The sequence below is a fragment of the Flavobacterium sp. GW823-FHT04A11 genome, assembly GCF_058796535.1.
In genome coordinates, this window is sequence record NZ_CM179503.1 from 2748854 (window position 1) to 2772650 (window position 23797).

A 23797-nucleotide genomic window follows, 5' to 3' on the forward strand; every position below is an offset into this window, starting at 1 on the left:
AATTAATTAAATTTGAACTATTAATTAATATTATGTAAATGGCTTTAAACGAACTTTCAGGAAGATTTTTATTGTTGTTTTTTTCGATTTTGATTCTATATTTTTTCTCCAACAGAAAAGATAATGAAACCATAAATCCTTTGATGGTTATTGTGGGTCTTTGTACTTTTTCACTTTGTTATTTGTTTACAAAAATCGAGATTGGAGTAGGAATCGGGTTTGGGTTATTTGCCATTTTTTCAATTTTAAGATTTCGTACACAATCTTTTACCGTAAATGCGATTATCTTTCTTTTTGCAACGATTACACTTTCTATTTTAGATATTCTGTATCCATATGAAAAAATAGAAGTTTTGCTTTTTTTCCAGATTATTATAATTGGTTTTTACATAATAGCTTCTATTATAGTCAATAAAAAAGCTTCTAAATACTTGAATAGTGTTGAAGTTAAAATAGAACTAAGCGGAAGTTTTTCTTTAGATCATCAAAGTATTCGAAAATCGATTCAGCAAAAAATCAATATTGAAGATTTTGATTTTAAAATCATCAACATTAATACCGTTTCAAACGAAATTGATATTTTGGTTTTGTACTAATTACTCATTAAAAGGCCTAACTTGTTTGATGTATAAATCTCTGTTTTCGCCAACAATCTTGAATTCAATATCTACTGGATGAAAAAGATTTTTCTTCCAGTAGCGATACATTTTAGTTTCTATTTTTTTGCTCACCAAAAACAGATTACTGATTTCCTTCATATTCAATAAAGGTTCATTATTGTTGAGATTAGAGTTTGAAGTGTAATCTACATCAAAATCACTTTCTTTGGTTCCTTCTGTAAAATGATAAACAATAAACTGTTCGCAGACTTCTCCTTTTGCTGGTTTTACAACCGAATTTTCTCCTTTCTGGACATTAACCGTAATTCCCGAGAAATTTTCTCTGAATATATTTTTTGTAATCACAACGCCATTTGCCAATTCATCGGGAAAAGAACGATGTACCAAAACACCCATGGCAACACTTTGCTGATCGATACCAAAAAGTTCTCTTTCCGTATATGAACTTTCGTTCCACGCGCTTGCCCAAACCTGTTTAATCGCTTTTTCAAAAGATTTAATGCTGTCTCCCAGTATTCCGGTTTTAGAATCATAAAGTCCTGCGCCATTAAAATCATCCATATCTTCGGCATTGGTAGAAGATCTGAATCGGAAGTTTTTGAAGGCTGCATTTTTAAAAGTCTGATTTAATTTGGCAATCAATACAGGATCGACAGGTTCTTTTTTGATAGCATCACGTATTTTTTTTAATTGCTTATTTATCCAAACCGTTGAATCTTTGTGCGGATAAGCAAGAAGCTCATTTATTAAAGGTGAAATGGAATTTTTCTGAATGTGTTTGGTATAAAAATAAAAAGGAATGGCATGTGCATCTTCCGGTGTTTTAAAAGTTGTTTCTTTTGAAATAGCGATTAAATACGCCATATTTTGGGCTTTAGAACCGATATAATTCACTCCTTTTTTTGGAATTGTGGCTAAATTGACCAAATCTGTAACGCTGTTGTCAATGATTAGTTTTTTCTTTTTCTTAATGACTTTTTGCGTTATTTTTTTATCGGTTTCCTTAATGTAAAAAGTATCAATCGCAATTTTTAATTCTACTTTTTTAGAAATTAGTCTTTTGATATTGGGATCTTTCAAAAAAGTCGTATATGCCATGATTGGAATTTTTCTGTTTTTGCCTAATAATACTAAATGGCTTAACGGAGTTTGTAATTCGTTTACGATAATTCCGCGTACATTTGGCAGAATATCAGGCGTTCCGTCCAAAATAATAATTTCGTCAGGATTCGGTTTAATGCTTTCTAATTCCTTGATTTTATATTGTTTTAGAATACCAACATTTTTGCCCGGAACAACTTCCTGATAACTCAGTTCATTAAAAATATAGTCTGATTTTACGCATGGAATTTTAAATTTATTTTGTTGAAACCATTCAATTTGCTCCGGATTATTGAGGTAAAATTTTAAATCCTTTCCAATAAAAGTCGAACTTACAATTAAATTATAAAAACGTTCCAGCAATACAATCGGCATGTGATCTGAAGCTGCAAGTTCAAAAATCCATTTGTCAGTTCCTTTAATATGATTGAGGTTGCCTAATAAAAACTCTCTGTCTTTTTCGGTATTGCTATAATTGTTGTCATTAAAAATATCCAGGTCTTTGCTGTATCCTAAATAATTGGTTACAAAGTCATAATGCAAACGAATGAGAGTACTGTTAAAGTAGTACATTTTTTGCTTTTTCAGATCGTAAATAACCTTTACTGATTCGATATTCGAAAATTTATCGGATAATGGTTTTCCTCTAAATGCTTTATATTGCGCATAATTTTGCAAAGAGGCAGTATAATTTTGCGCACTTAAAGTGGTTAAAATGATGAAGAAAATAAATGTAAAAATCCGTTTTGACATGACAATTTTATTGATGATTAAAAGTAATTAAAAAAAGCAATAAGTTTTATCTACACCCGCATTATATAAACTAATTAAAAGCAATAAAATTTTCTAAAATATGACTTACCTTTGCACCCTTATAAAAATATAAAGGAGTTAAAATGAAACGTGTAGTTGTTGGACTTTCCGGTGGAGTAGATTCTAGTGTTGCTGCTTATTTATTGCAACAGCAAGGATATGAAGTTATTGGCCTTTTTATGAAAAACTGGCATGATGATTCAGTTACTATTTCTAATGAATGTCCGTGGTTAGAAGACAGTAATGATGCTTTGCTGGTTGCTGAAAAACTCGGAATACCGTTTCAAACTGTTGATTTAAGCGAAGAATACAAAGAAAAAATCGTTGATTATATGTTCAACGAATACGAAAAAGGGAGAACTCCAAATCCTGACGTGCTTTGTAACCGTGAAATCAAATTTGATGTTTTTATGAAAATCGCTTTAAGTCTTGGTGCAGATTATGTGGCAACAGGACATTATTGCCAAAAAAGCGAAATTGAAGTAGACGGAAAACCGGTCTATCAATTAATTGCCGGAGCTGATAATAACAAAGATCAATCGTATTTCTTATGTCAGTTATCACAAGATCAATTGGCAAAATCATTATTTCCAATTGGGGCTTTAACCAAACCGGAAGTGCGCGAAATTGCCGCTGAAATGGATTTGGTAACGGCAGAAAAGAAAGATTCTCAAGGATTATGTTTCATCGGGAAAGTACGTTTGCCGGAATTCCTGCAACAAAAATTGCAGCCTAAAGAAGGTAAAATTGTTCAGATTGATAAAAAGGATCCAATTTATACTATCGAAAAACCTGATGGTTTATCTTTGGAAGAAGAGCTGAAATTAGAAGCTCAAAAACTGCAATATCTTCCAACAATGGGAAAAGTTGTGGGCAAACATCAGGGTGCTCATTATTTTACAATTGGACAAAGAAAAGGATTGAATGTTGGCGGAACTACAGACCCATTATTTATCATTGCTACAAATGTTGAAACCAATACTATTTATACCGGTTTAACAAGCAATCATCCGGGTTTGTTTAAAAAAGCTTTGTTTATCGAAAAATCTGAAGTACACTGGATTCGTACTGATCTTGCTTTGAAAGTAGGGGAAACTATGGAAGTAATGGCAAGAATCAGATACCGTCAGCCTTTGCAAAAAGCTACTTTGCATCAGTTTGAAGATGGAATGTATGTTCGTTTTGATGAATCTCAATCTGCTATTACAGAAGGGCAATTTGTAGCCTGGTATTTCGATAATGAATTAGTTGGTTCGGGAGTAATTTCTTAGCTTTATACTTTTTTACAAAGGTTTATGCCTTTAAAAAAGTAAAACTATGAGATATAACTTTACATTTCTTCTATTACTTCTTTCGTTCACCGTATTTTCGCAACAAGAAGCCTGGGTTTATTTCAATGCAAAACCTAATGCTCAACTGTTCTTTAATAATCCATTGACGGAACTTTCGCAAAAAGCGTTAGATCGAAGAACAAATCAAAATATAGATCTGGATTTTACAGATGCTCCTTTGGAAACTTCTTTTATAGATCAAATTAAAGCCAGTACGGGAATAAGTGTTATGGCACAATCTAAATGGTTGAATGCGTTGCATATTCGCGGTACACAGGCGAATATCAATGCTTTAAAATCATTGTCTTTTGTTCAAAAAGTAGATTTTGCAGATAAAACTTTAAATGTTACTGGAAAAAAAGTTTCAGAAACCAAGACAAGTCAAACGCGGAATAAACTGGAAACAGCCATTGATTATTCATACGGTAATTCTGCCAATCAGATTCAAATGTTGAACGGACAAGTTTTACATCAGCAGGATTTTACAGGAGAAGGAAAAATCATAGCTGTTTTAGATGCAGGATTTCCGGGAGTTAACACAGCTCAACCATTTGAAAATCTTAGAAATAATAACCGAATTTTGGGTGGTTATGATTTTACCACAAGAAATGCAAATTTTTACACAGGAGGCAGCCACGGAACTTTAGTACTCTCTACTATGGGCGGTTACAAAGTAAATGCTTTGGTAGGAACGGCTCCAAATGCATCGTATTATCTTTTTATTACAGAAATTGATGCGCTCGAAAATCCTCTTGAAGAATCACTTTGGGTGGAAGCAGCTGAAAAAGCCGATGCTTTAGGTGTTGATATTATTACGACATCATTAGGATATTTTGCCCAGCGTGACGAAGCGAGATACAATCATACTTATAGCGATATGGACGGAACTACTAATTTTGTTTCGCGCGGTGCCGAAATGGCTTTTAGCAAAGGAATAGTTGTTTTGGCTTCTGCAGGAAATGAAGGAATCACAGCGGAACCGCATATTGGTTCTCCTGCCGATGCAGTTTCTGTATTAGCAATTGGATCGGTTACGGTTTCGAAAGTAAAATCTGGTTTTAGTTCGATTGGACCAAGTTATGATGGCAGAATTAAGCCGGATATTATGGCGCAGGGAACTGCTTCAGTCGTTTCTGATGTCAATGGAAATATAATAACTTCAAATGGAACTTCGTTTTCATGTCCTATCATGGCTGGAATGGTGGCTTGTTTATGGCAGGCTTTTCCATCCAAAACAAATAAGGAAATTCGACAAATGATTTTAGAATCCTCAGATCGCTATACAACTCCAAATAATAATTATGGATATGGAATTCCTAATTTTGGATCGACTTTAGGAGTAGAAAATTTTGATACTAACACTTTTTTTTCTGTGTTTCCAAATCCTGCAAAAACCGATATTTCTTTCTCTTTTTCAAATCAAAATAATACAGCTTCGGTTGTAATTTACTCTGTTTTGGGACAAAAGCTTATTGAAAAAGAAATTACAACTGAAAATTCGATTCTTTCTGTTCAGCCTCTAAAAAGCGGACTCTATTTTTATACTTTTGATGCTGAAGGTTTGCATAAAACCGGAAAGTTTATCAAACAATAATATTTTAAATGAATAAAATTACCCAGCTTTTCAATATAAAATATCCAATTATTCAGGGAGGAATGATTTGGAACAGCGGTTATAAATTGGCATCCGCAGTTAGTAATTCAGGAGGTTTGGGATTAATTGGTGCCGGATCGATGTATCCTGAAGTTTTACGCGAACATATTCAGAAATGTAAAAAAGCTACAGATAAACCTTTTGGAGTCAATATTCCGATGTTATATCCCAATATTGAAGAAATCATGAATATTGTGCTAGAAGAAGGGGTGAAAATCGTTTTTACATCAGCAGGAAATCCGAAAACATGGACTTCTTTTCTAAAATCAAAAGGAATTACTGTTGTACATGTTGTAAGCAGCAGCATATTTGCCCTTAAAGCACAAGAAGCCGGAGTTGATGCCATTGTAGCGGAAGGTTTTGAAGCAGGAGGACACAACGGACGTGATGAAACGACAACGCTGACTTTGATTCCGATGGTGAGAGAAAAAATTCAGATTCCGATTATCGCTGCCGGCGGAATTGCAACCGGACGCGGAATGCTGGCTACAATGATTTTAGGTGCAGACGGTGTTCAGGTTGGAAGTCGTTTTGCGGCATCAATTGAATCATCGGCACATAATAATTTTAAGCAAAAGATAGTTGATATAAAAGAAGGAGATACGCAATTGACATTGAAAGAATTAGCGCCTGTAAGATTGGTTAAAAATAAATTCTATCAGGATGTTCAGGATTTATATGAAAAATGCCCTTCAAAAGAAGATTTAGTTCAATTATTAGGCAGAGCAAGAGCAAAAAAAGGAATGTTTGAAGGAGATCTGGAAGAAGGAGAACTAGAAATTGGTCAGATTTCAGGACTAATTCATGAAATTTTGCCTGTAGAACAAATAATTCAGGAATTGATAGCAGATTTTGAGATTGCGTGCCGGGAAAAGGCTAAATTTGAGTTTTAATTATCTGCAAGAATTATTTTATGAAAATCGCATACATTTATTATATAATATTACTTTTTTTAGGACTGGGTTTGCAACAAGCGTATAGTCAGTCTTATCAATTTAAAACATCCGGTTTTAGTGTTTTAGAAAAAAATGAAAGGGGAAAATGGGGCGAGTGGTCCAATCTTGATTTGGTAAATCTTTCGGTAATTCTGGATACAAACAAACATAGAATTGTAGTTTACTCGCAGGAAATTCAGCTTTTTATTATTTTAGATTATATAGAACGTGAAGAAAATGATACCGATATTGTATATTCGTTTATGTGTAAAGATAATGACGGAAGAGATTGTAAAATTTCAATAATTACCAGAAAAAAACAGGATTACCGCAAGCAGCTTTACATAAACTATGATGATCATATTATAGTTTATAATATTTTTAGTGTTTAGAAAACTGATAACTTATCAAATAATAAACCCGATAGATTGAAAAATCTATCGGGTTTGCTATAAAAAAAACTTAGAATCTCAGAAACTTAGAACCTCAGAACCTTTCCTAAGACTCAATATCCTTAATAAACTCATCATATTCCAGGTAAAACATTTCAAGCGCGTGCATGTTTTCAAAAAAGAAATCAAAAATGGCATCCCAATTATTGCGGTTGCTAAAACCAACGCCTTGTTTTTCAACCCAGATTCTGCTGATGGTTTTACCGCTTTCTAAGGTGTAATTTTTTTCGAAAACCAAATCTTTGATAAATTCTTCTTCGAGAATATTTTTTAAAGCTTCTATTTTTTCATAATAGGCAGTTCTTTTTTCTTCGCTTCGGGGTTCAATATCAATTAAAACCTGCGCTTTTTTATTATCTACATAAAACTTAAAAGAAAAATCTTTAATTTTAGTATCATAAAGCACCCATTTACGTGGATATTTTTCGGCGAAAGCCACCCAAAACTCTCTTTTTAACTTTTGTGATTCTTCTCTGCTGTACATTTTTATGGCTTTAGTTTTAGAAAACTTGTAGAACCGCGTTTTCTGGACTATATTTATATTTTAAAAGTACAAAAATAAACTTTGAATATGGATTTTCAAGACTTTTTGCAATATGTTCCTAATTTAATTCCAGTTGAACTTCCGGCAGAAGCTGCACATATAAAAATGGCTCCGAAGGAACGTACAGAAGCTTTGAAAAACTTAGATTTAAAGGCTGTAAATCCGCGAATTGCCGCAGTGATGATGCTTTTCTATCCCAAAAATGAAGAAACACACTTAGTTTTAATAGTCAGAAATGCTTATAATGGCGTTCATTCGTCGCAAATCGCTTTTCCGGGAGGAAAATATGAAACGTTTGATATCAGTTATGAAGCAACAGCTTTGCGTGAAACACAGGAAGAAGTTGGAATTCTGTCTGAAAAAATAGAAGTTATAAAAGAATTTTCTCCAATGTATATTCCGCCAAGTAATTTTTTAGTGCATCCATTTTTAGGAATTTCAAATGAAGAACTTTCATTCAATCCTGATGCGCGTGAAGTTGCGGGCATTATTGAATTGCCGCTTTCAGTTTTTTTAGATGATGAAATTATCTTCGAAGCCACATTGTCAACTTCTTACGGCTCTAATATTTTAGTCCCGGCATTTAATATTCAAAATCATATTGTTTGGGGAGCAACGGCCATGATTTTAAGCGAACTGAGAGAGGTTTTAAAAACAACTTTCGATAAAAAATTGTAAAAACATAAAATTAACAATTTGATATTCATTAGAATAACAAAATTTTTCCGAAATTGCTTATTACTGTTGCCAAACGAATAATTTTTGTATGTTTGCGACTCAACAAAAATAACACAATACACTGCTATGGGATTGTTTAAACGAAATCCTTTTGGACATATATTATTCATCAAGAAATGGTTAATCCGAATTTTGGGTGCTATGACGCACCGAAGATACAGGGGATTTAATGATTTGCAGATTGAAGGATCTGAAATTATTAAGACATTGCCGGATACTAATGTATTGTTTATATCCAATCACCAGACTTATTTTGCTGATGTAGTGGCGATGTTTCATGTGTTTAACGCAAGTTTAAGCGGACGTCAGGATACTATTAAGAATATTGGTTATTTATGGCAGCCCAAAATGAACATTTATTATGTTGCAGCAAAAGAAACCATGCAGGCCGGTTTACTGCCAAGAATTTTGGCTTATGTTGGTGCCATAACCGTAGAAAGAACCTGGCGTGCAAAAGGAGTTGATGTAACAGAAAAACGCGATGTAAACCCAAATGATACCGAAAATATTAGAATTGCACTTGAAGATGGCTGGGTAATTACGTTTCCGCAAGGCACAACAAAATCTTTTAAACCAGTTCGTAAAGGAACCGCTCATATCATAAAACAGCATAAACCCATTGTAATTCCAATTGTCATTGATGGTTTTCGCCGCTCATTCGATAAAAAAGGTTTACGAATGAAAAAGAAAGGAATCCTGCAATCTTTCATCATCAAAGAACCTCTTGATATTGATTATGAAAATGATACAATCGACGAAATAGTTGAAAAAGTAGAATATGCAATCGAACAGCATCCATCATTTTTAAAAGTTATCCCAGCCGAAGAATTAAAAGTTCAGGAAGAACTAAACCAAATGAGAAGATGGGATTATTAATGATTTTAGATTTCGGAGTTTAGAGTTTAGATTTTAGATTAAAGAAGTCACGTCTCAGGTTTCAAGTTGGAAAAACTTAGAACCTTAGCGACTCAGAATCTTAGAAACTTTTTTACAAATCTATCTTCTTCAATTCTTTATAATTAGCATATAATCTGCGCAATAGAGTTCCATACAATAATCTGTAGAAGCACCAGAAGATACCTAAAAACGCCAGCGTTACCAGAAATAAAATACCGATCGTCATCATCATTGCTTTGCCGTTTGTGGCTAATTTATCTCTTAAGAATTCCATTTCAGGATTATACACAAAAGCAATAAAAAAGCTGATAATCGAACTTAAAACAGCCATTCCTAAATTATACCAAACATAATACTGAACCGTTTTTCTGGTTTTTAAAATACTGCTCATCAGTAACTTTGTCGATTCTGTAGTAGAAATTGTTTTGTAGTTTTTATAGAAAAAGTAAACAAAAATTAAGACGACTACATAATTAAAGTAGGTTAGAAGTTCCAGATAAAAGATCATTTCTGCGTGTTTTATCTTGATTAACATTTCGTCTGTACTGAAAAAGAAATTCGAAACAGTCCAGAATAAAATCTCCAAAATACTGATAATCAAAATCCACTTCACAATTGAAGATGATTTTTTATGAATCATTTTGTAGATTTCATTTTCTGAAATTTGTTGAAAAGAATCCGAGTTCTTTTTCCAGTCTTTTTTTAATAAATCCAGTTCTTTCATAATTATTTTTAAGGATTTAGTATCTTTTTAAGTTTCCCTTTAATTCTGTTCATTTTCACACGTGCATTCACTTCGCTTATTCCAAGTGTTTCGGCTATTTCTTGATAATCTTTGTCTTCTAAATACATAAAAACTAATGCTTTTTCGATGTCATTAAGTTGGTAAACAGCTTTGTACATCAATTTAATTTGTTCTTCCTCTTCATAATTGTAATCAACATCTTTTACAAAATGCTGATGACTTTCATATTCTACTGTCGATACGGTTCGTTTGGTTTTTCGGTATAAGGTAATGGCAGTATTTAACGCCACTCGATATGTCCAGGTCGAAAATTTACTGTCGCCCCTAAATTTTGGATACGCTTTCCAGAGCTGAATTGTTATTTCCTGAAACAAATCTTTATGTGCATCTTCGCCGGCAGTATATAATCTACAAATCTTGTGGATTATATTCTGATTTGCCTGCAATTGCGCAACAAATGATTGTTCTAGGTTTTCGGTCATAATATATTAGTAGTACTGAAAGTAATTTTGTTACACTTAGATTTCTTTTTTTTTGCCACGAATTACACCAATTTTCACTAATTATATTTTTTTTTTAAATTAGTTAATAAAAATTGGTGTCAATTCGTGTAATTCGTGGCTAACTTTTATAATGGCCTCGTTTTGTAATAATTTACCATCAAATCTACAAATTTGCTATAACTTTCCATTCCGTCCTTTTGATTGTTTGTTTTTAGGAAATTATCATAAAGAATATGAAATCCTTTATCGATAAAAGTGTCATATTTTTTCCAGAAATCCTGACTTTCCTGATAATTTTTTAAAATTCCAACATGAACAGTTTTCTTTAACTGATTAAAAATTTTCTCGTTTTTTACCTGCCAAATCCCTAAGCAATAGCGCAAAGCAAAACTATAACCTGAATATTTATAATATAAATTATCGTTTTTAACAGAAGATAAAACTCCGATAAAATTGCATTCACTTTCACTGGCAAAACCCATTTGATGCGCCATTTCATGACAACTCGTAAGCGGAAAATTATACATTGGTAATAAATCATTTACCTGAGCTTCATTCGTAAATGGATTTAAATACCCGCCAAAACCCATATAGGTTAAAGGCAGACTAAAAAGTGATTTTTTAATGCTTAAAATTTCATATTTAAAATAAGGATATTCTTTTGCAAGGTTTTCATACCCGTTTAGATCCATCTGAAAAACTTCTTCCTGCGAATAAGGGAATACGATTTTTGCACTATCGTTTTTAGTTATTTGCAATTGAATTTCATTGGTTTTCAGGATTAGTTTTTTGGTAAAAACCAATAATTCAGCATCCGTATATTCTCTTTGAATTTTCATTTTTTCAAAAAGAGGTTCTCTGTAATAATTGAATGCCCAAAGCAAATGAAAGAAAAAATAAAAAACAGAAAGACACCTTAAAATTTTCAAGAGATTGTCTTTCCATTGAATTTTCCAGGTTTTTCTGATTTTCCAAAACCAGTAAATAGATAAAATGATCAAAAATGTATAAATACAATCGCCAATAGAAAAAGGAATTCTTCTTAAAATTATTCTTGAAAAATGAGAGATTTTTAAATATAATCCGTTACTGTAAAAACGTTCGATAAAATCCGGGAAAAAAGGAAGTATCTTTAAAATGATGATTTGAAGAAGGAGGAATAAGGGTAAAAGATATTTTGATTTCACAGCATAAATTTTGATTACGTAAATATAAAGACAATATCAACGGATTAAAAAAAGTTAGCCACGAATTCCACAAATTTTCACTAATTAAAAATTTATAATTACAGCAATAGAAAAGTATTCGTGAAAATATTTTTTAATTTCAATAAGATTCGTGCTAATTAGTGGAATTCGTGGCGAAAAAAAATATAAACTTTGTAACTTTGGTGCTCTTAATTGTTAAACTTCAAACAAAATATAATGAGTCAGGAAATAAGAAATCTGGAACCAAAAGCACTTTGGAATAAATTTGCCGATTTAAATGAAGTTCCGCGTCCGTCAAAAAAAGAAGAGCGCGTCATCGAGTTTATGAAAAACTTTGGAAACAGCTTAGGTTTAGAAACTTTTGAAGACGAAATTCGAAATGTAATCATAAGAAAACCTGCCACTCCGGGAATGGAAAACCGAAAAGCAATTGTAATGCAGGGACACCTTGATATGGTGCACCAAAAAAATGCAGATACAGTTTTTGATTTCGATACACAAGGAATTGATATGTATGTTGATGGTGACTGGGTTCGTGCGCGTGGTACAACTCTTGGTGCTGACAATGGTTTAGGAGTTGCCACAATTATGGCGATTCTGGAAAGTAAAGATATTCCGCATCCTGCAATTGAGGCATTATTTACAATTGATGAAGAAACAGGAATGACAGGAGCATTAAATTTAAAAGGCGGAATTCTGCAAGGTCAGATTCTTTTGAATTTAGATACGGAAGAAGATGATGAAATTGATATAGGATGCGCCGGAGGAATTGATGTAACGGCTACAAGGACTTATCATGAAGAAGAAGTTCCGGAAGGATCAGTTGGACATATTATTACCGTAAAAGGTCTAAATGGAGGTCATTCTGGAATGGATATTCATAAAGGTCTTGGTAATGCCAATAAAATCATGAACCGTTTGCTTTTTGATGGTTTTGAAAACTTCGGATTACAGGTTTCTGAAATTAATGGAGGAAGTTTACGAAATGCAATTCCAAGAGAAAGTGTTGCAAAAGTGATCATTTCAGAAATGTTTGATGAAGCGTACATTTTTGATATGCAGGAAATTATCAACGATATAAAAGCAGAATATAAAACTACCGAACCAAACTTATCTATCGAAATCGTAAAATGTGATTTGCCTGAAAAAGTAATGGATTTAGGAGTTCAGGAAGGAATTATCAGAGCCATTTATGCAGCACATAATGGTGTTTACAGAATGAGCGCTGACATGGCTGATTTAGTTGAAACTTCAAATAATATCGCCCGTGTTATTGTAAAAGATGGTGAAATTTTAGTGGGATGTCTGACACGTTCTTCTGTTGAAACTTCAAAATTTGATTTGGCAAATTCATTGCGTTCCGCTTTTGAATTAGTTGGTTGCGAAGTAGAACTTTCAGGTTCTTATCCGGGTTGGACGCCAAATGTAAATTCTGAAATCTTAGATACTTTGGTTGGAATTTATGAAAGACAAAACGGTGAAAAACCAAAAGTAGTAGCTTGTCACGCTGGTTTAGAATGTGGAATCTTGGGAACAAATTATCCTGATATGGATATGATTTCTTTTGGACCAACAATTCACGGTGCGCATTCTCCGGATGAAAGAGCAAGTATTTCTTCAGCTCAAAAATATTGGAAATTTGTATTAGAAATTCTTTCAAATATTCCAGTTAAGTAAGTCACAGTATTCAGTTGCAGTCTCATTATTCAGTTTTAATAACTGCAAACTGAGACTGTAAGTTGCGACTAAATTTAAAAGTCTCAGTTTATCAGCAACAGTTTTCAGTTTCTATTTTAGACTGAAAACTGCGACTGAAAACTAAAAACTAATCTCTTTTAGGAGTATTTTTCTTTTCTCTTTTTTCTTCTTTTTTCTCTTTAGCCGTTTTTAACGGTTCTTTTTTTACCGTTTTTTTAGCATCCTGACTCTTTGCCATAATATTTAAATTTTAATTAATTTCTTTTTTGATTGTAAGTAAATATAGCTATAATATTCTGATTTGCTTGTAATATTATTTTAGAAAATCTCCGTCGATGATTAATAATTCAACCCCTTTTGTAGTTATCGAGCGGTGAGAGCTGACATTATCAGAAACAACATAAGTCATTCCTTTTGAAAGTGCAAACTTTTCTCCATTTTCTAACTCACTTATAAATTCACCTTCCAGGCAATGTACAATATGCCCTTTTTGGCACCAGTGATCAGCAATGTAATTTTCAGAGTAAGTGACTTTTCGAATGCGTAAACCGCCTAATAGTAGCGTTTGCCAATAAGCTGTTCCACTGTCTCCGGAATGTTCTGTTTTTGGGATGAGATTCCAGTCAATGGTTTGAAAAGGTATTGCAGTCATGGTTTTCGTTTTTTTTTTTGGTTATTGATATTGTAAACAAAAAGTCCTCAATTACGATTTGTAAATGAGGACTTTAATTTTATATTTGAAAGTAAAATTAATTACGTTTTAATACTTTATATTGTTCATAACAGGCACTGATTGCGTCCATTATTTGTAAATCGTTTGCTGTTTGAATAAATGAATCAGAATAGTTACAACGCTGTAAAATTTCCGGAATTTCATCTTTACTAACACCTAGAAGTACAGACACAGTTTCACGATCGTATTTTGATTCTAATAGATTTCGAACTGTATCATCTTTTTTCATTTCCTTAAGTTTCTTGAGCTCTTTTCCATTTTTTCCAAAGAAACCATACAAAACATCGGCAGGATTAAAAATAGAACCTAAAACCTTTCCAAAAGCATTTGGCGAATATTCTCCCGCTTCATAACCTTGTGTAAGACCTGAAATACTGTAACGATAATTTTCTTTGGTAGGAATTAATTTTGAATCGACTTCAAGATAACCGGTAAGGTTAAAAGGTGCAATAACAACTTCTTCAAGCGCAATTGCTTTTTCAGTAAGCTGAATTCTTGTTACTTTATTTTTTATCCAGTCATTTGTAACTCTGATTCTTAAAGACTGAAAACCCAGAATCGAAAAGTGAATAGTATCGTTTGGCTGTACATCAATTTCAAAGTATCCTTTAGCGTCAGATTTTGCTCCACGAACTCTGTTTGTGTTAATGATATTTACGTTAGGAAGAGGTTGTTTACTATTGTCATTGATAATATATCCTGATACTCTTTGCGGAACATTAGAATCTGCGTCTTGTGCAAAACCAAAAGTTGAGAATAGTGTAAAAAAGAAAACTGCGAAATATTTCATATCCTGATTTAAAGCACTAAAAGTACTAAATAGGGATTAAATATTTCGCAGTCTTCGAATATAATTATCAGAAAATTAACAAAGGATGCAGAGAAGAATATTTTGATATAAGAAAAAATCCCAAGTTCCAATTATGTTTGGAATTTGGGATTTATATTTTAAGATATTAAAGTGTTAATCTCTTCTTGGTCTTCTTGGTCTTGGTGAATCACCAAAGCTTTCAGAACGTCTTGGAGCTCTGTCTGAACTTCCTTCGCTTCTTGGAGCCGAGCTTCTGAAACCACCTTCTCTTGGAGCTGAGTTTCTGTCGCTTCTGAAACCACCTTCTCTTGGAGCTGAGTTTCTGTCGCTTCTAAAACCTCCTCCAGAACCTTCACGTCTTGGAGCAAAGTTTCCTTCACGTCTTGGACCTCCAGAAGAACGTCCTCCGCCGCTGCGTCCGTTATGATCGCGTCTTCCGCCACCATCGTTTTTAGAAATTTCAACATTAATACGACGTCCTTCTAATTGTACGTTGTTTAATACTTCCATTACCTTATCAGTGTGCTCAGGATCAGTGTTAAAGAAAGAGAAACCTTCTTTTACATCTACTTTGAAAACATCATCACGACCTAAGTCTAATGTTTCTTTCAAGTAATCTTTTAGGGTCATCCAGTCGAAATTGTCTCTTGAACCGATGTTTACAAAATAACGAACTGCTCCGTTATTATTGAATTCTCTTGGCTCAGAATCATTTCTTTCACGTCTTTCTCCAGAAGATTGAGATGAAATATCTCTGTTCTTTTTGTAGTAAGCAATAAAACGGTTAAATTCTACAGATACCATTTTTTTAATCAACTCTTCTTTAGATAAACCTTCAAGAACGTTGTTGATAGCCGGTAAATAGTTGTCAATTTCGTGATCAACTTCAGTATCTTTAATTTTGTTTGCTAAGTGCAATAATTGAATTTCGCAGATTTCAATTCCTGATGGAATCGCTTTCTCTTCAAATTTTTGTTTGATGATTCTTTCGATAGAAGAAATTTTACGCAACTCACTTTTTGTAACAATTACAATAGAAGTTCCTAATTTTCCAGCTCTACCAGTACGTCCAGAACGGTGATTGTATGTTTCAATTTCGTCAGGAAGCTGGTAATTTACTACGTGAGTAATATTATCAACGTCAATACCACGTGCAGCAACGTCAGTAGCAACAAGCATCTGAATTTGTCTTCCACGGAAAGATTTCATTACACCATCACGTTGCGCCTGAGATAAATCTCCGTGCAATGCAGCAGCGCTGTATCCATCTTCAATTAATTTTTCGGCTACAGCCTGTGTATCTCTTTTAGTACGACAGAAAACCACAGAGAAAATATCCGGGTTAGCATCGGCCAAACGTTTTAAGGCTTCGTAACGGTCACGAGCATTTACTAAGTAAAATTCGTGAGAAACTGTCGCAGAACCAGAGTTTTTGGCTCCAACAGTAATTTCTACAGGTTCGCTCATAAATTGTTTTGCAATTCTGGCAACCTCTTGTGGCATAGTTGCAGAGAACAACCATGTACTTTTTTGATCCGGAGTATCTGATAAAATAGATACGATATCCTCATAAAATCCCATGTTCAACATTTCGTCAGCCTCATCAAGAATACAGTAATCTATATTTTTAATGTTTACTAAACCTCTGTTAATCATGTCTTGCATTCTTCCTGGAGTAGCCACAATAATTTGTGCTCCTCTTTTAATTTCTCTGGCTTGCTCTGTAATACTAGCCCCGCCGTAAACTGCTACCACATTAATACCTTTTTCGTATTTTGAGTAGTTTTTAAGTTCGTTGGTAATCTGTAAACAAAGTTCTCGTGTTGGCGATAAAACTAATGCTTGTGTATTTCTGTTGTCAGCATCAATTTTTTGAATTAGCGGAAAACCGAAAGCTGCCGTTTTCCCTGTCCCTGTCTGAGCCAACGCAACCATATCCGTGTCTTTTTCCAATAATAGGGGAATCGCCTTTTCCTGTACCTCTGACGGATTTTCAAATCCTAGATCTAAAATCGCCTTCAGTAACGATTCATTCAATCCTAATTGTTCAAATTTATTCATATATGTTTTTAAAATAGGGTGCAAAATTACTGTTAATTATTCACATAAACTAATGCAATTTTAAGAATTATATATTTGTTATGATTTGATTGTCAAAAAGTTATGTTTATCGTAAAATCAATTTCAACTTAGAACGAGGAAAACAGTAAAAAATTTCGTCGTGAAATATAAATTTTATCCCCTAAAATGTTGTATTTGGAACAATTATTTTGCTGTGTTCAGAAAATCAATTAGTTGCTGAGTTGCTTTTGCGCGATGACTGATTTTATTTTTAACATCCGAAGATAATTCGGCAAAAGTTTCATCATAATCTTCAGGCTGAAATATCGGGTCATATCCAAAACCGTGATTTCCGAATTTATTCAAAGTAATTTCGCCTTTTGCAATTCCTGTAAAAAGATGTTGTGCTCCTTTTATATTTAAGGCAATAACGGTCTTGAACTGGGCGCTGCGATCTGATTTATCTGCTAAAGCATCCAAAAGTTTATTCATATTGTCGTCGGCATTACGCTGTTCTCCGGCATATCTAGCCGAATAAACGCCAGGTTCTCCGCTTAGAGCGTTAACTTCTAAACCAGTATCATCTGCAAAACAATCATAACCATATTTTTCCGTAACATAATTGGCTTTCAAAATAGCATTTCCTTCTATTGTTTCTGCTGTTTCAGGAATTTCTTCATGACATCCAATATCTTCTAAGCTTAATAATTGTATTGATCCGTTTAAGATACTTTGAATTTCTTTGATTTTATTGTGATTGTTTGATGCAAAAACAAGTTTCATAATAATAAGTTTAGTTGTAAGTAATTTGAAACACAAATTTAGAATTCTTATATTTGATAGTTACCCTAAAAATAAAATAAATGGAGATATCCGCACTATATAAAAAAATAATGCCTTTTGTGAAACCCTATCGAAAAATGGTAATTGCGACTTTACTGCTTACTTTTTTGGGTTCATTTGCGGCACAGGTAAACGCTCTCATCTTAAAATATACCGTTGATACCATCAGTAATTTAATGGTTGCACATGAACCCTTATCAAAAGGATTTCATTTATTAGGAATTATAAGTATTGTATTGTTATCTAAAGAATTAGTTTCTTCAGTAGTGCAATTTGGACAGAAATTTTATGGAGAAAAACTGCGCATCTTTATAACCCGCGATATTTCTCAAACAATTGTAGAGAAAATTCTAAGCTATCGAATGGAGTTTTATACGTCGAATGAAAATGAAAGCGGTAAACTTCAAACCAGAATCGATTTAGGAATCAGCAGCCTCACAAGATTGGTTCAGAATTTTTTTATAGACATTCTGCCCTTATTTGCCAATGCATTTGTGGCTTTGATATTAATGTTTTATGCTAATGTTTATGTGGGTTTGGTGAGTTTATGCATCATTCCGGTTTATTTTTATGTAAGTCAATTACAGGCCACGAAATTAAGCGGTTTTAGAAGAAGAATGCGTAATTATCGTGAAACAAAAAACAACGGAATCATTAGTTTAATTGAATCTATAACGGTTATTAAATCTTTTGTTCGTGAACCAACAGAAGCTGACAGGCATCAGAAAATTCAATTTGAAATGACTGAAAATCAATTGGCAACCAGAAAAACCAGTTTTATTTTTGAAAGTATCAAAGGTTTTATTGAGCAAATAGGAGTGGTGATTATCATTATTCTTACCGCTTATTTTGTTTTAAATAATCAAATGACGATTGGTGCCATTATGTTTCATATTATGTTGTTTAATAATGTTTCATCGCCTATTCGACAATTACATCGAATTTATGATGAAGTAAACGATGCCCTGATTTATTCAGAAGGTTTCTTTGATATTTTAGAATCTGATAATGAAAAAGAAACCAGCGGCAATTATATTCCTGAAAAAATAGCCGGATTAATAGAGGTTAAAGGTGTTGATTTTGCTTATCCAAACGGAACAAAAGCACTTTCGGATATTAATTTTACAATAAAACCAAACGAAACAACAGCTTTGGTCGGTTTAAGCGGCGCAGGAAAAAGTACTATTATTAATTTGCTGGATAAGTTTTATCTTCCTTCATCAGGAAAAATTTATTTAGACGGAGTAGATTTAAATGATTATAACACCGATTTTTTGAGAAAAAACATTGGATTGGTTTTGCAGAAAAATCACATTTTTAAAGGAACGATTGCCGAAAATATTCTTTACGGAAATCCTGAAGCCACAAAATCTGAAATAATAGACGCTGCAAAACAAGCCTATATTCACGAACAAATCATACAATTGCCAAAAGGTTACGATTCTGATGCTCATTTACTTTCCGGCGGACAACAACAGCGAATTGCCATTGCGAGATTATTTTTAAAGAATCCGCCAATTATCTTTTTAGACGAACCTACGGCGAGTTTGGATGCCATTGCAACAGAGCAAATCAAAAAATCATTAGATGCGATAAAAAAAGACAGAACGGTGATTATTATCTCCCACAGTATTTCTCAAATTATCGACGCTTCGCACATCATAGTTTTAGAAAAAGGACGATGTGTAGAACAAGGCACGCACGAAGAATTGTATGATAACAAATCTGCATATTATGAGATATTTACAGCGATGGCAAATAGTTTAAATATTGATAAAATTACACAGACGCTTGATTAGTATATTTCAAAACAATTCTTTCAATACAAAAAGCAAAGACAATTCCAAAAGTATAAGCCAGAATATCACTCCACAAAAAACCTTGTCCGAGAACATATCTGCCAAACAGCGTTTTTCTAAGTTCTATTATCCAGTTTCCCTGATAAAGCTGTAGAAATTCGATACAATAACATATTAATAAAGACGTAATTATAATGTATAATGCTTTTTTGTCTATAAATAAGATGCTGACCAATAAATAAATCATAATTGCATACAGAAAATCACCGGTAATTAAAGGGATCTGAGGAATTTTTCTTGACAGAATTCCAAGGGAAATTGTCAATACAAATAAGATGGAATAATAGATTCTCGATTTTTTCAAACTTATTTTGATTGAGTTTGTTAGTACTTTTTTGGGTAAACAAAAATACAAACATTCGGATTGGTTCTGCTTATTTTATAAATTTATCGATTCTATAAACCTCTATCAAAAATAACCACATGAATACAAGATTTATTGTATTGATTTTGACTTTATTTCTATTAGGAAATATAAGTTATGCTCAAAAAGACAATTTCCTGGACATAAAAAGACAGATTGAATATTGTGCTAATCAGGCTTCTGAGACTTTAAAGGTAATTCCGGACGATGGTACTTCACCAAGAAGTATTCCAACGGGAAGCAAAGAATGGAAATTTGTTACTTATAAAGACTGGACAAGCGGATTCTGGCCGGGAGAATTATGGTATTTATATGAAGCAACCGGAGATAAAAAATGGGAAAAAGAAGCAGATAAATTTAGTCGGTTTTTGACTCCGTTATCTGTGAGCAAGGCAAATGATCATGATTTGGGCTTTCAGGTTTTTAATAGTTTTGGAAACGGATATCGATTGACGAAAAATCACGAATACAAAGATATTATCCTGAAAACGGCAGATACTCTGGCAACACTTTTTAATCCAAAAGTAGGAACAATTCAGTCGTGGCCGCATAATAAATATGGCGGTCATAATACGATTATCGATAATATGATGAATTTAGAATTGCTTTTTTGGGCTTCTAAAAACGGAGGAAATAAAAAGCTTTATGATATCGCCGTGAAACATGCCGAAACTACAATGAATAATCATTTCAGACCTGATTATTCATCGTATCATGTTGTGATTTATGATTATGAAACAGGCAAAAAAATTAAAGGAAGAACCGCACAAGGTTATAGTGATGAGAGTATGTGGGCGAGAGGTCAGGCGTGGGCAATTTATGGTTTTACAATTACTTACAGGGAAACAAAGGACACTAAATTTTTAGATTTTGCGCATAAATTAGCACGAGTTTATTTGGATAGATTAACGACAGAAGATTTAATTCCGTACTGGGATTTTAATGCGCCAAATATCCCCAATGAGCCCAGAGATGCTTCGGCGGCCGCAATTGTATCTTCCGCGCTTATTGAATTAAGTTCATTTACAAAAGATAAAAAGTTGAAAAATGAATATCTTGCCAAGTCCAAAAAGATGATTGCTTCGTTATCAAATAATTATCAGAGTCATGATGTAAATTCGGCATTTTTACTTCATTCAACGGGACATAAACCTGCCGGAAATGAAATCGACTGTTCTATAAATTATGCAGATTATTATTATCTTGAGGCACTTTTAAGACTTCAAAAATTAAAATAAAATATAGGTTATGATAAAGAAAATAAGCCAAATTGCATTTACCGTTATTTTTGCGCTGATGTTACTTAGCTGTAAAAACACGAAGCAAAAACTTCAGGAATATGTTGTTTCATATAATGCTGATGCAAAGAATTTTAAAAGCGATCACGTAACATTAACAACTGCCAGAGGTTATATCAACGATAATAAAATTGAATTGCGATTTGAAACTGATTTAGAACAAAATGATTCTAATAAATCAGCAGCTATAAAAAGATTTCCGGATTTTTTAAAAGAGATGATTGATAAAGATCAGATTCCGAAAGAATTAGTGAATGAAGGTGTGCAATTTGATGTTTATTTTTTAGCAGATGACAATACTGTGTTCGTAAAAGAAATAGTAAACACTGAGACTATGCCCGAATTAATAAAAAAATAACTGACTTAGTTTGAAAAAATCCAAAGCCCTTTAAATAATTTTAAAGGGCTTTTTTTATCCGGTTAAAAGTTGATAATTATATAGTGTTTTGTAGTAATTTATTTGCAGTCAAATAATTAGCTGTTATTTTTTTATTAGATGATGTTGTTTTTGTGTGTAAAGTTCGTTATGTTTGAGTTAATATTTAACCATAAAACCAAAAAATTATGAAAAAAATTACCCAAATCGCATTTGCATTTGCTGTTGTATTGTTGCTGGTAAGCTGTAAAAATACCAAACAAAAAATTCAGGAACATGTAAGCACTTATAACAATTCGTCGTCAATAAAAGGTCATGGAATTACGAGTACTGCTGCTAAAGCATTTTTAAATGACAACAAAATCGAGATTAGAATTGAAACTAATTTAGAAGAAAACGATGAAAACAAATTAACGTACAAAGAGTCTTTTCCGGATTTACTGAAAGAAATGATTAAAAACGATCAAATTTCTAAAACATTAATTGACGAAGGAGTAACCTTTGATGTCTATTTTTTAGCCTATAATAATGCAATTCTGGCACAGCAATTAGTAGGGAAAGAAGAAGTAGCGGCTTTAGAAAATGGAGGTAGTTCTCAAGGAAACAAAGAAACTGCAAAACTGTAATTGATATATGTTTTTGAAAAAATAAAAAAGCCTCTTTATAGTTAAAGAGGCTTTTTGTTTTTAATGTTTGTTGTTTACGTTTGTTAATATATCAGGGAAATAATTATCGGATAAATTAGCAAATTCATCACCACGCATGAAAATATTGACATCCACATCGCTAAAACTTTTTTTGCCGGCAGCGGCTAAAAGTTCATTGGCAGAATGTAAAGTGTTTTTATGGAAATGATACACACGATCAGATTTATCGGTAACAACCAAACCTTTCATGAGCATTTTGTTTTGAGTAGCAACTCCGGTTGGACATTCGTTATTATGACAACGCAAAGCCTGTATACAGCCTAAAGAGAACATAAAACCTCTGGCACTGTTACACATATCTGCACCCAAAGCAACAGCATGCAAAATAGAATAACCGGAAATGATTTTTCCACTTCCTATAATGCGTATTTTATCACGAATATTCAGGCTGATTAATGTTTTGTTTACAAAGATCAAAGCAGGTTCAAAAGGCATTCCAACGCCATCGGCAAATTCTAAAGGAGCAGCTCCGGTACCGCCTTCAGCTCCATCAACGGTTATGAAATCAGGATAAATATCCTCTGCAATCATTTCATGACAAATGGCTTCAAATTCTGCCGTGTTTCCAATACATAATTTAAATCCTATTGGTTTTCCGTTTGACAATTCACGCAATTGTGCAATAAAATGAACAAGTCCCTTACTGTCTGAAAAAGCGCCATGACCGGGAGGAGAAAGAATCATAGTATGCGGTTCAACGCCTCTTATTTTTGCAATTTGCTCTGTATTTTTAGCAGCCGGAAGTACACCTCCGTGGCCTGGTTTTGCACCTTGCGAAAGCTTGATCTCGATCATTTTAACGTTAGGAAGATTGGCTTTTTCCGAGAATTTTTCAGGACTGAAATTTCCATCTTTATCACGGCATCCGAAATATCCTGTACCAATTTGCCATGTAATATCGCCGCCGCCCGCAAGATGAAATTCGGTCAATCCACCTTCTCCGGTATTTTGATAGAAGTTTCCTTTTTTAGCACCAATGTTTATGGCACGAACAGCATTTTCGCTTAGCGAACCAAAACTCATTGCCGAAACATTAAATAAAGAAGCAAGATAAGGCTGCTTACAATCTTTTCCGCCCACTAATACACGCGGTAATTCTTCATTAACTTTTGCCGGAAAAATAGAATGTTTTATTCCTTCGTAACTATCATGATTTAGATTCAATTGCGTTCCAAAAGGTGTACTTGAATCAATGTTTTTTGCTCTTTGATACACTAAGGAACGCTGATTTCTTGAAAAAGGCTTTCCATCGGTAGATCTTTCGATAAAATATTGTTGAATTTCGGGTGCGATCATCTCAAATAAATACCTGAAATAACCCAAAACAGGAAAGTTTCTTAAAATAGCATGTTTCGTTTGAATGGCATTATAAACACCAATAACGAGTAATATAGGAAGAATGATAACAAGTAAAAAACCGCGTTCAGTGTAATAATAAGTTGTAGCAACAATTAGAAACAATAAAAATCCGTAGATAAAGAATTTTTTTCTCATGTTTTTAAATAA

23 protein-coding genes are annotated in these 23797 nt (G+C 33.2%); 12 read left to right on the forward strand and 11 right to left on the reverse strand.

The features are described from left to right. The first annotated feature begins 38 nt into the window (after nt 1-38). Nucleotides 39-596, forward strand: a complete 558-nt coding sequence (locus tag AC3QL1_RS11770; protein ID WP_492491543.1) for a DUF4956 domain-containing protein — start codon at nt 39-41, stop codon at nt 594-596. Here AC3QL1_RS11770 and AC3QL1_RS11775 read toward each other — a convergent pair whose 3' ends face one another. Next, nucleotides 597-2474 carry a PEP/pyruvate-binding domain-containing protein gene (locus AC3QL1_RS11775; RefSeq protein ID WP_492491545.1) on the reverse strand — a complete coding sequence of 626 codons (1878 nt, stop codon included), beginning with the start codon at nt 2472-2474 and terminating at the stop codon, nt 597-599. It lies immediately after the preceding gene. Nucleotides 2475-2617: 143 nt separating this feature from the next. Between AC3QL1_RS11775 and mnmA the strand changes: the two genes are divergently transcribed. Genes mnmA through AC3QL1_RS11795 form a run of 4 tightly spaced genes read left to right on the forward strand, consistent with a single transcriptional unit; the run spans nt 2618 to nt 6846 of the window. Then, the gene (mnmA, locus tag AC3QL1_RS11780; protein WP_492491546.1) at nt 2618-3805 is read left to right on the forward strand and encodes a tRNA 2-thiouridine(34) synthase MnmA; all 1188 of its coding nucleotides are present in this window, start codon (nt 2618-2620) and stop codon (nt 3803-3805) included. Nucleotides 3806-3851: 46 nt separating this feature from the next. Then, a complete protein-coding gene (locus AC3QL1_RS11785; protein ID WP_492491548.1) occupies nt 3852-5459 on the forward strand; it encodes a S8 family serine peptidase in 1608 nt (535 codons plus the stop codon). 8 nt (nt 5460-5467) lie between these two features. Continuing rightward, nucleotides 5468-6412: an NAD(P)H-dependent flavin oxidoreductase gene (locus tag AC3QL1_RS11790; RefSeq protein WP_492491550.1), complete on the forward strand. Its 945-nt coding sequence runs from the start codon at nt 5468-5470 to the stop codon at nt 6410-6412. Nucleotides 6413-6432: 20 nt separating this feature from the next. Next, a complete protein-coding gene (locus AC3QL1_RS11795) occupies nt 6433-6846 on the forward strand; it encodes a hypothetical protein (RefSeq protein ID WP_492491552.1) in 414 nt (137 codons plus the stop codon). Between the two features lie 106 nt (nt 6847-6952). On the opposite strand, the gene AC3QL1_RS11800 is transcribed toward AC3QL1_RS11795, so the two are convergent. Continuing rightward, a complete protein-coding gene (locus tag AC3QL1_RS11800; protein ID WP_492491553.1) occupies nt 6953-7390 on the reverse strand; it encodes a DUF4268 domain-containing protein in 438 nt (145 codons plus the stop codon). A gap of 87 nt (nt 7391-7477) precedes the next feature. On the opposite strand from AC3QL1_RS11800, the gene AC3QL1_RS11805 reads away from it, so the two are divergent. Then, entirely contained in the window at nt 7478-8128 is a 651-nt protein-coding gene (locus AC3QL1_RS11805) for an NUDIX hydrolase (protein ID WP_492491555.1), read from the forward strand. 126 nt (nt 8129-8254) lie between these two features. Continuing rightward, complete coding sequence (locus AC3QL1_RS11810) at nt 8255-9064, forward strand: lysophospholipid acyltransferase family protein (RefSeq protein WP_492491557.1); 810 nt, start codon at nt 8255-8257, stop codon at nt 9062-9064. A 112-nt stretch (nt 9065-9176) separates the two neighbouring features. Here AC3QL1_RS11810 and AC3QL1_RS11815 read toward each other — a convergent pair whose 3' ends face one another. The 3 genes from AC3QL1_RS11815 to AC3QL1_RS11825 all read right to left on the reverse strand — a co-directional run bounded on the left by AC3QL1_RS11815 (nt 9177) and on the right by AC3QL1_RS11825 (nt 11520). Next, a complete protein-coding gene (locus tag AC3QL1_RS11815) occupies nt 9177-9809 on the reverse strand; it encodes a DUF8845 family protein (protein ID WP_492491558.1) in 633 nt (210 codons plus the stop codon). An 8-nt stretch (nt 9810-9817) separates the two neighbouring features. Further along, a complete protein-coding gene (locus AC3QL1_RS11820) occupies nt 9818-10312 on the reverse strand; it encodes an RNA polymerase sigma factor (RefSeq protein WP_042563225.1) in 495 nt (164 codons plus the stop codon). Between the two features lie 146 nt (nt 10313-10458). Continuing rightward, the gene (locus tag AC3QL1_RS11825) at nt 10459-11520 is read right to left on the reverse strand and encodes a DUF3810 domain-containing protein (RefSeq protein ID WP_492491561.1); all 1062 of its coding nucleotides are present in this window, start codon (nt 11518-11520) and stop codon (nt 10459-10461) included. A gap of 237 nt (nt 11521-11757) precedes the next feature. On the opposite strand from AC3QL1_RS11825, the gene AC3QL1_RS11830 reads away from it, so the two are divergent. Then, on the forward strand, nt 11758-13218 hold the full coding sequence (locus tag AC3QL1_RS11830) for an aminoacyl-histidine dipeptidase (protein ID WP_492491563.1): 1461 nt from the start codon (nt 11758-11760) through the stop codon (nt 13216-13218). 334 nt (nt 13219-13552) lie between these two features. Here the strand turns inward: AC3QL1_RS11830 and AC3QL1_RS11835 are convergent, their stop codons facing one another. The 4 genes from AC3QL1_RS11835 to AC3QL1_RS11850 form a co-directional block, all read right to left on the reverse strand. Then, nucleotides 13553-13891, reverse strand: a complete 339-nt coding sequence (locus AC3QL1_RS11835; RefSeq protein WP_492491564.1) for a DHCW motif cupin fold protein — start codon at nt 13889-13891, stop codon at nt 13553-13555. A gap of 97 nt (nt 13892-13988) precedes the next feature. Beyond that, nucleotides 13989-14762, reverse strand: coding sequence for a carboxypeptidase-like regulatory domain-containing protein (locus AC3QL1_RS11840; RefSeq protein ID WP_492491566.1), 774 nt, complete (start codon nt 14760-14762; stop codon nt 13989-13991). A 174-nt stretch (nt 14763-14936) separates the two neighbouring features. Further along, the gene (locus AC3QL1_RS11845) at nt 14937-16844 is read right to left on the reverse strand and encodes a DEAD/DEAH box helicase (RefSeq protein ID WP_492491568.1); all 1908 of its coding nucleotides are present in this window, start codon (nt 16842-16844) and stop codon (nt 14937-14939) included. A 204-nt stretch (nt 16845-17048) separates the two neighbouring features. Continuing rightward, on the reverse strand, nt 17049-17627 hold the full coding sequence (locus AC3QL1_RS11850) for a non-canonical purine NTP diphosphatase (protein ID WP_492491570.1): 579 nt from the start codon (nt 17625-17627) through the stop codon (nt 17049-17051). 80 nt (nt 17628-17707) lie between these two features. Here AC3QL1_RS11850 and AC3QL1_RS11855 point away from each other — a divergent pair, with 80 nt between their 5' ends. Next, complete coding sequence (locus AC3QL1_RS11855) at nt 17708-19486, forward strand: ABC transporter ATP-binding protein (RefSeq protein ID WP_492491572.1); 1779 nt, start codon at nt 17708-17710, stop codon at nt 19484-19486. On the opposite strand, the gene AC3QL1_RS11860 is transcribed toward AC3QL1_RS11855, so the two are convergent. Next, nucleotides 19467-19850 carry a ribosomal maturation YjgA family protein gene (locus tag AC3QL1_RS11860; protein ID WP_492491574.1) on the reverse strand — a complete coding sequence of 128 codons (384 nt, stop codon included), beginning with the start codon at nt 19848-19850 and terminating at the stop codon, nt 19467-19469. The genes AC3QL1_RS11855 and AC3QL1_RS11860 overlap by 20 nt on opposite strands. Nucleotides 19851-19969: 119 nt before the next feature. Between AC3QL1_RS11860 and AC3QL1_RS11865 the strand changes: the two genes are divergently transcribed. The 3 genes from AC3QL1_RS11865 to AC3QL1_RS11875 all read left to right on the forward strand — a co-directional run bounded on the left by AC3QL1_RS11865 (nt 19970) and on the right by AC3QL1_RS11875 (nt 22210). Beyond that, entirely contained in the window at nt 19970-21148 is a 1179-nt protein-coding gene (locus AC3QL1_RS11865) for a glycoside hydrolase family 88 protein (protein ID WP_492491576.1), read from the forward strand. Between the two features lie 10 nt (nt 21149-21158). Next, nucleotides 21159-21566, forward strand: a complete 408-nt coding sequence (locus AC3QL1_RS11870) for a hypothetical protein (protein WP_492491578.1) — start codon at nt 21159-21161, stop codon at nt 21564-21566. A gap of 206 nt (nt 21567-21772) precedes the next feature. Continuing rightward, on the forward strand, nt 21773-22210 hold the full coding sequence (locus tag AC3QL1_RS11875) for a hypothetical protein (RefSeq protein ID WP_492491580.1): 438 nt from the start codon (nt 21773-21775) through the stop codon (nt 22208-22210). 60 nt (nt 22211-22270) lie between these two features. Here the strand turns inward: AC3QL1_RS11875 and AC3QL1_RS11880 are convergent, their stop codons facing one another. Next, nucleotides 22271-23785 carry an FMN-binding glutamate synthase family protein gene (locus AC3QL1_RS11880; RefSeq protein ID WP_492491582.1) on the reverse strand — a complete coding sequence of 505 codons (1515 nt, stop codon included), beginning with the start codon at nt 23783-23785 and terminating at the stop codon, nt 22271-22273. Nucleotides 23786-23797: the final 12 nt, after the last annotated feature.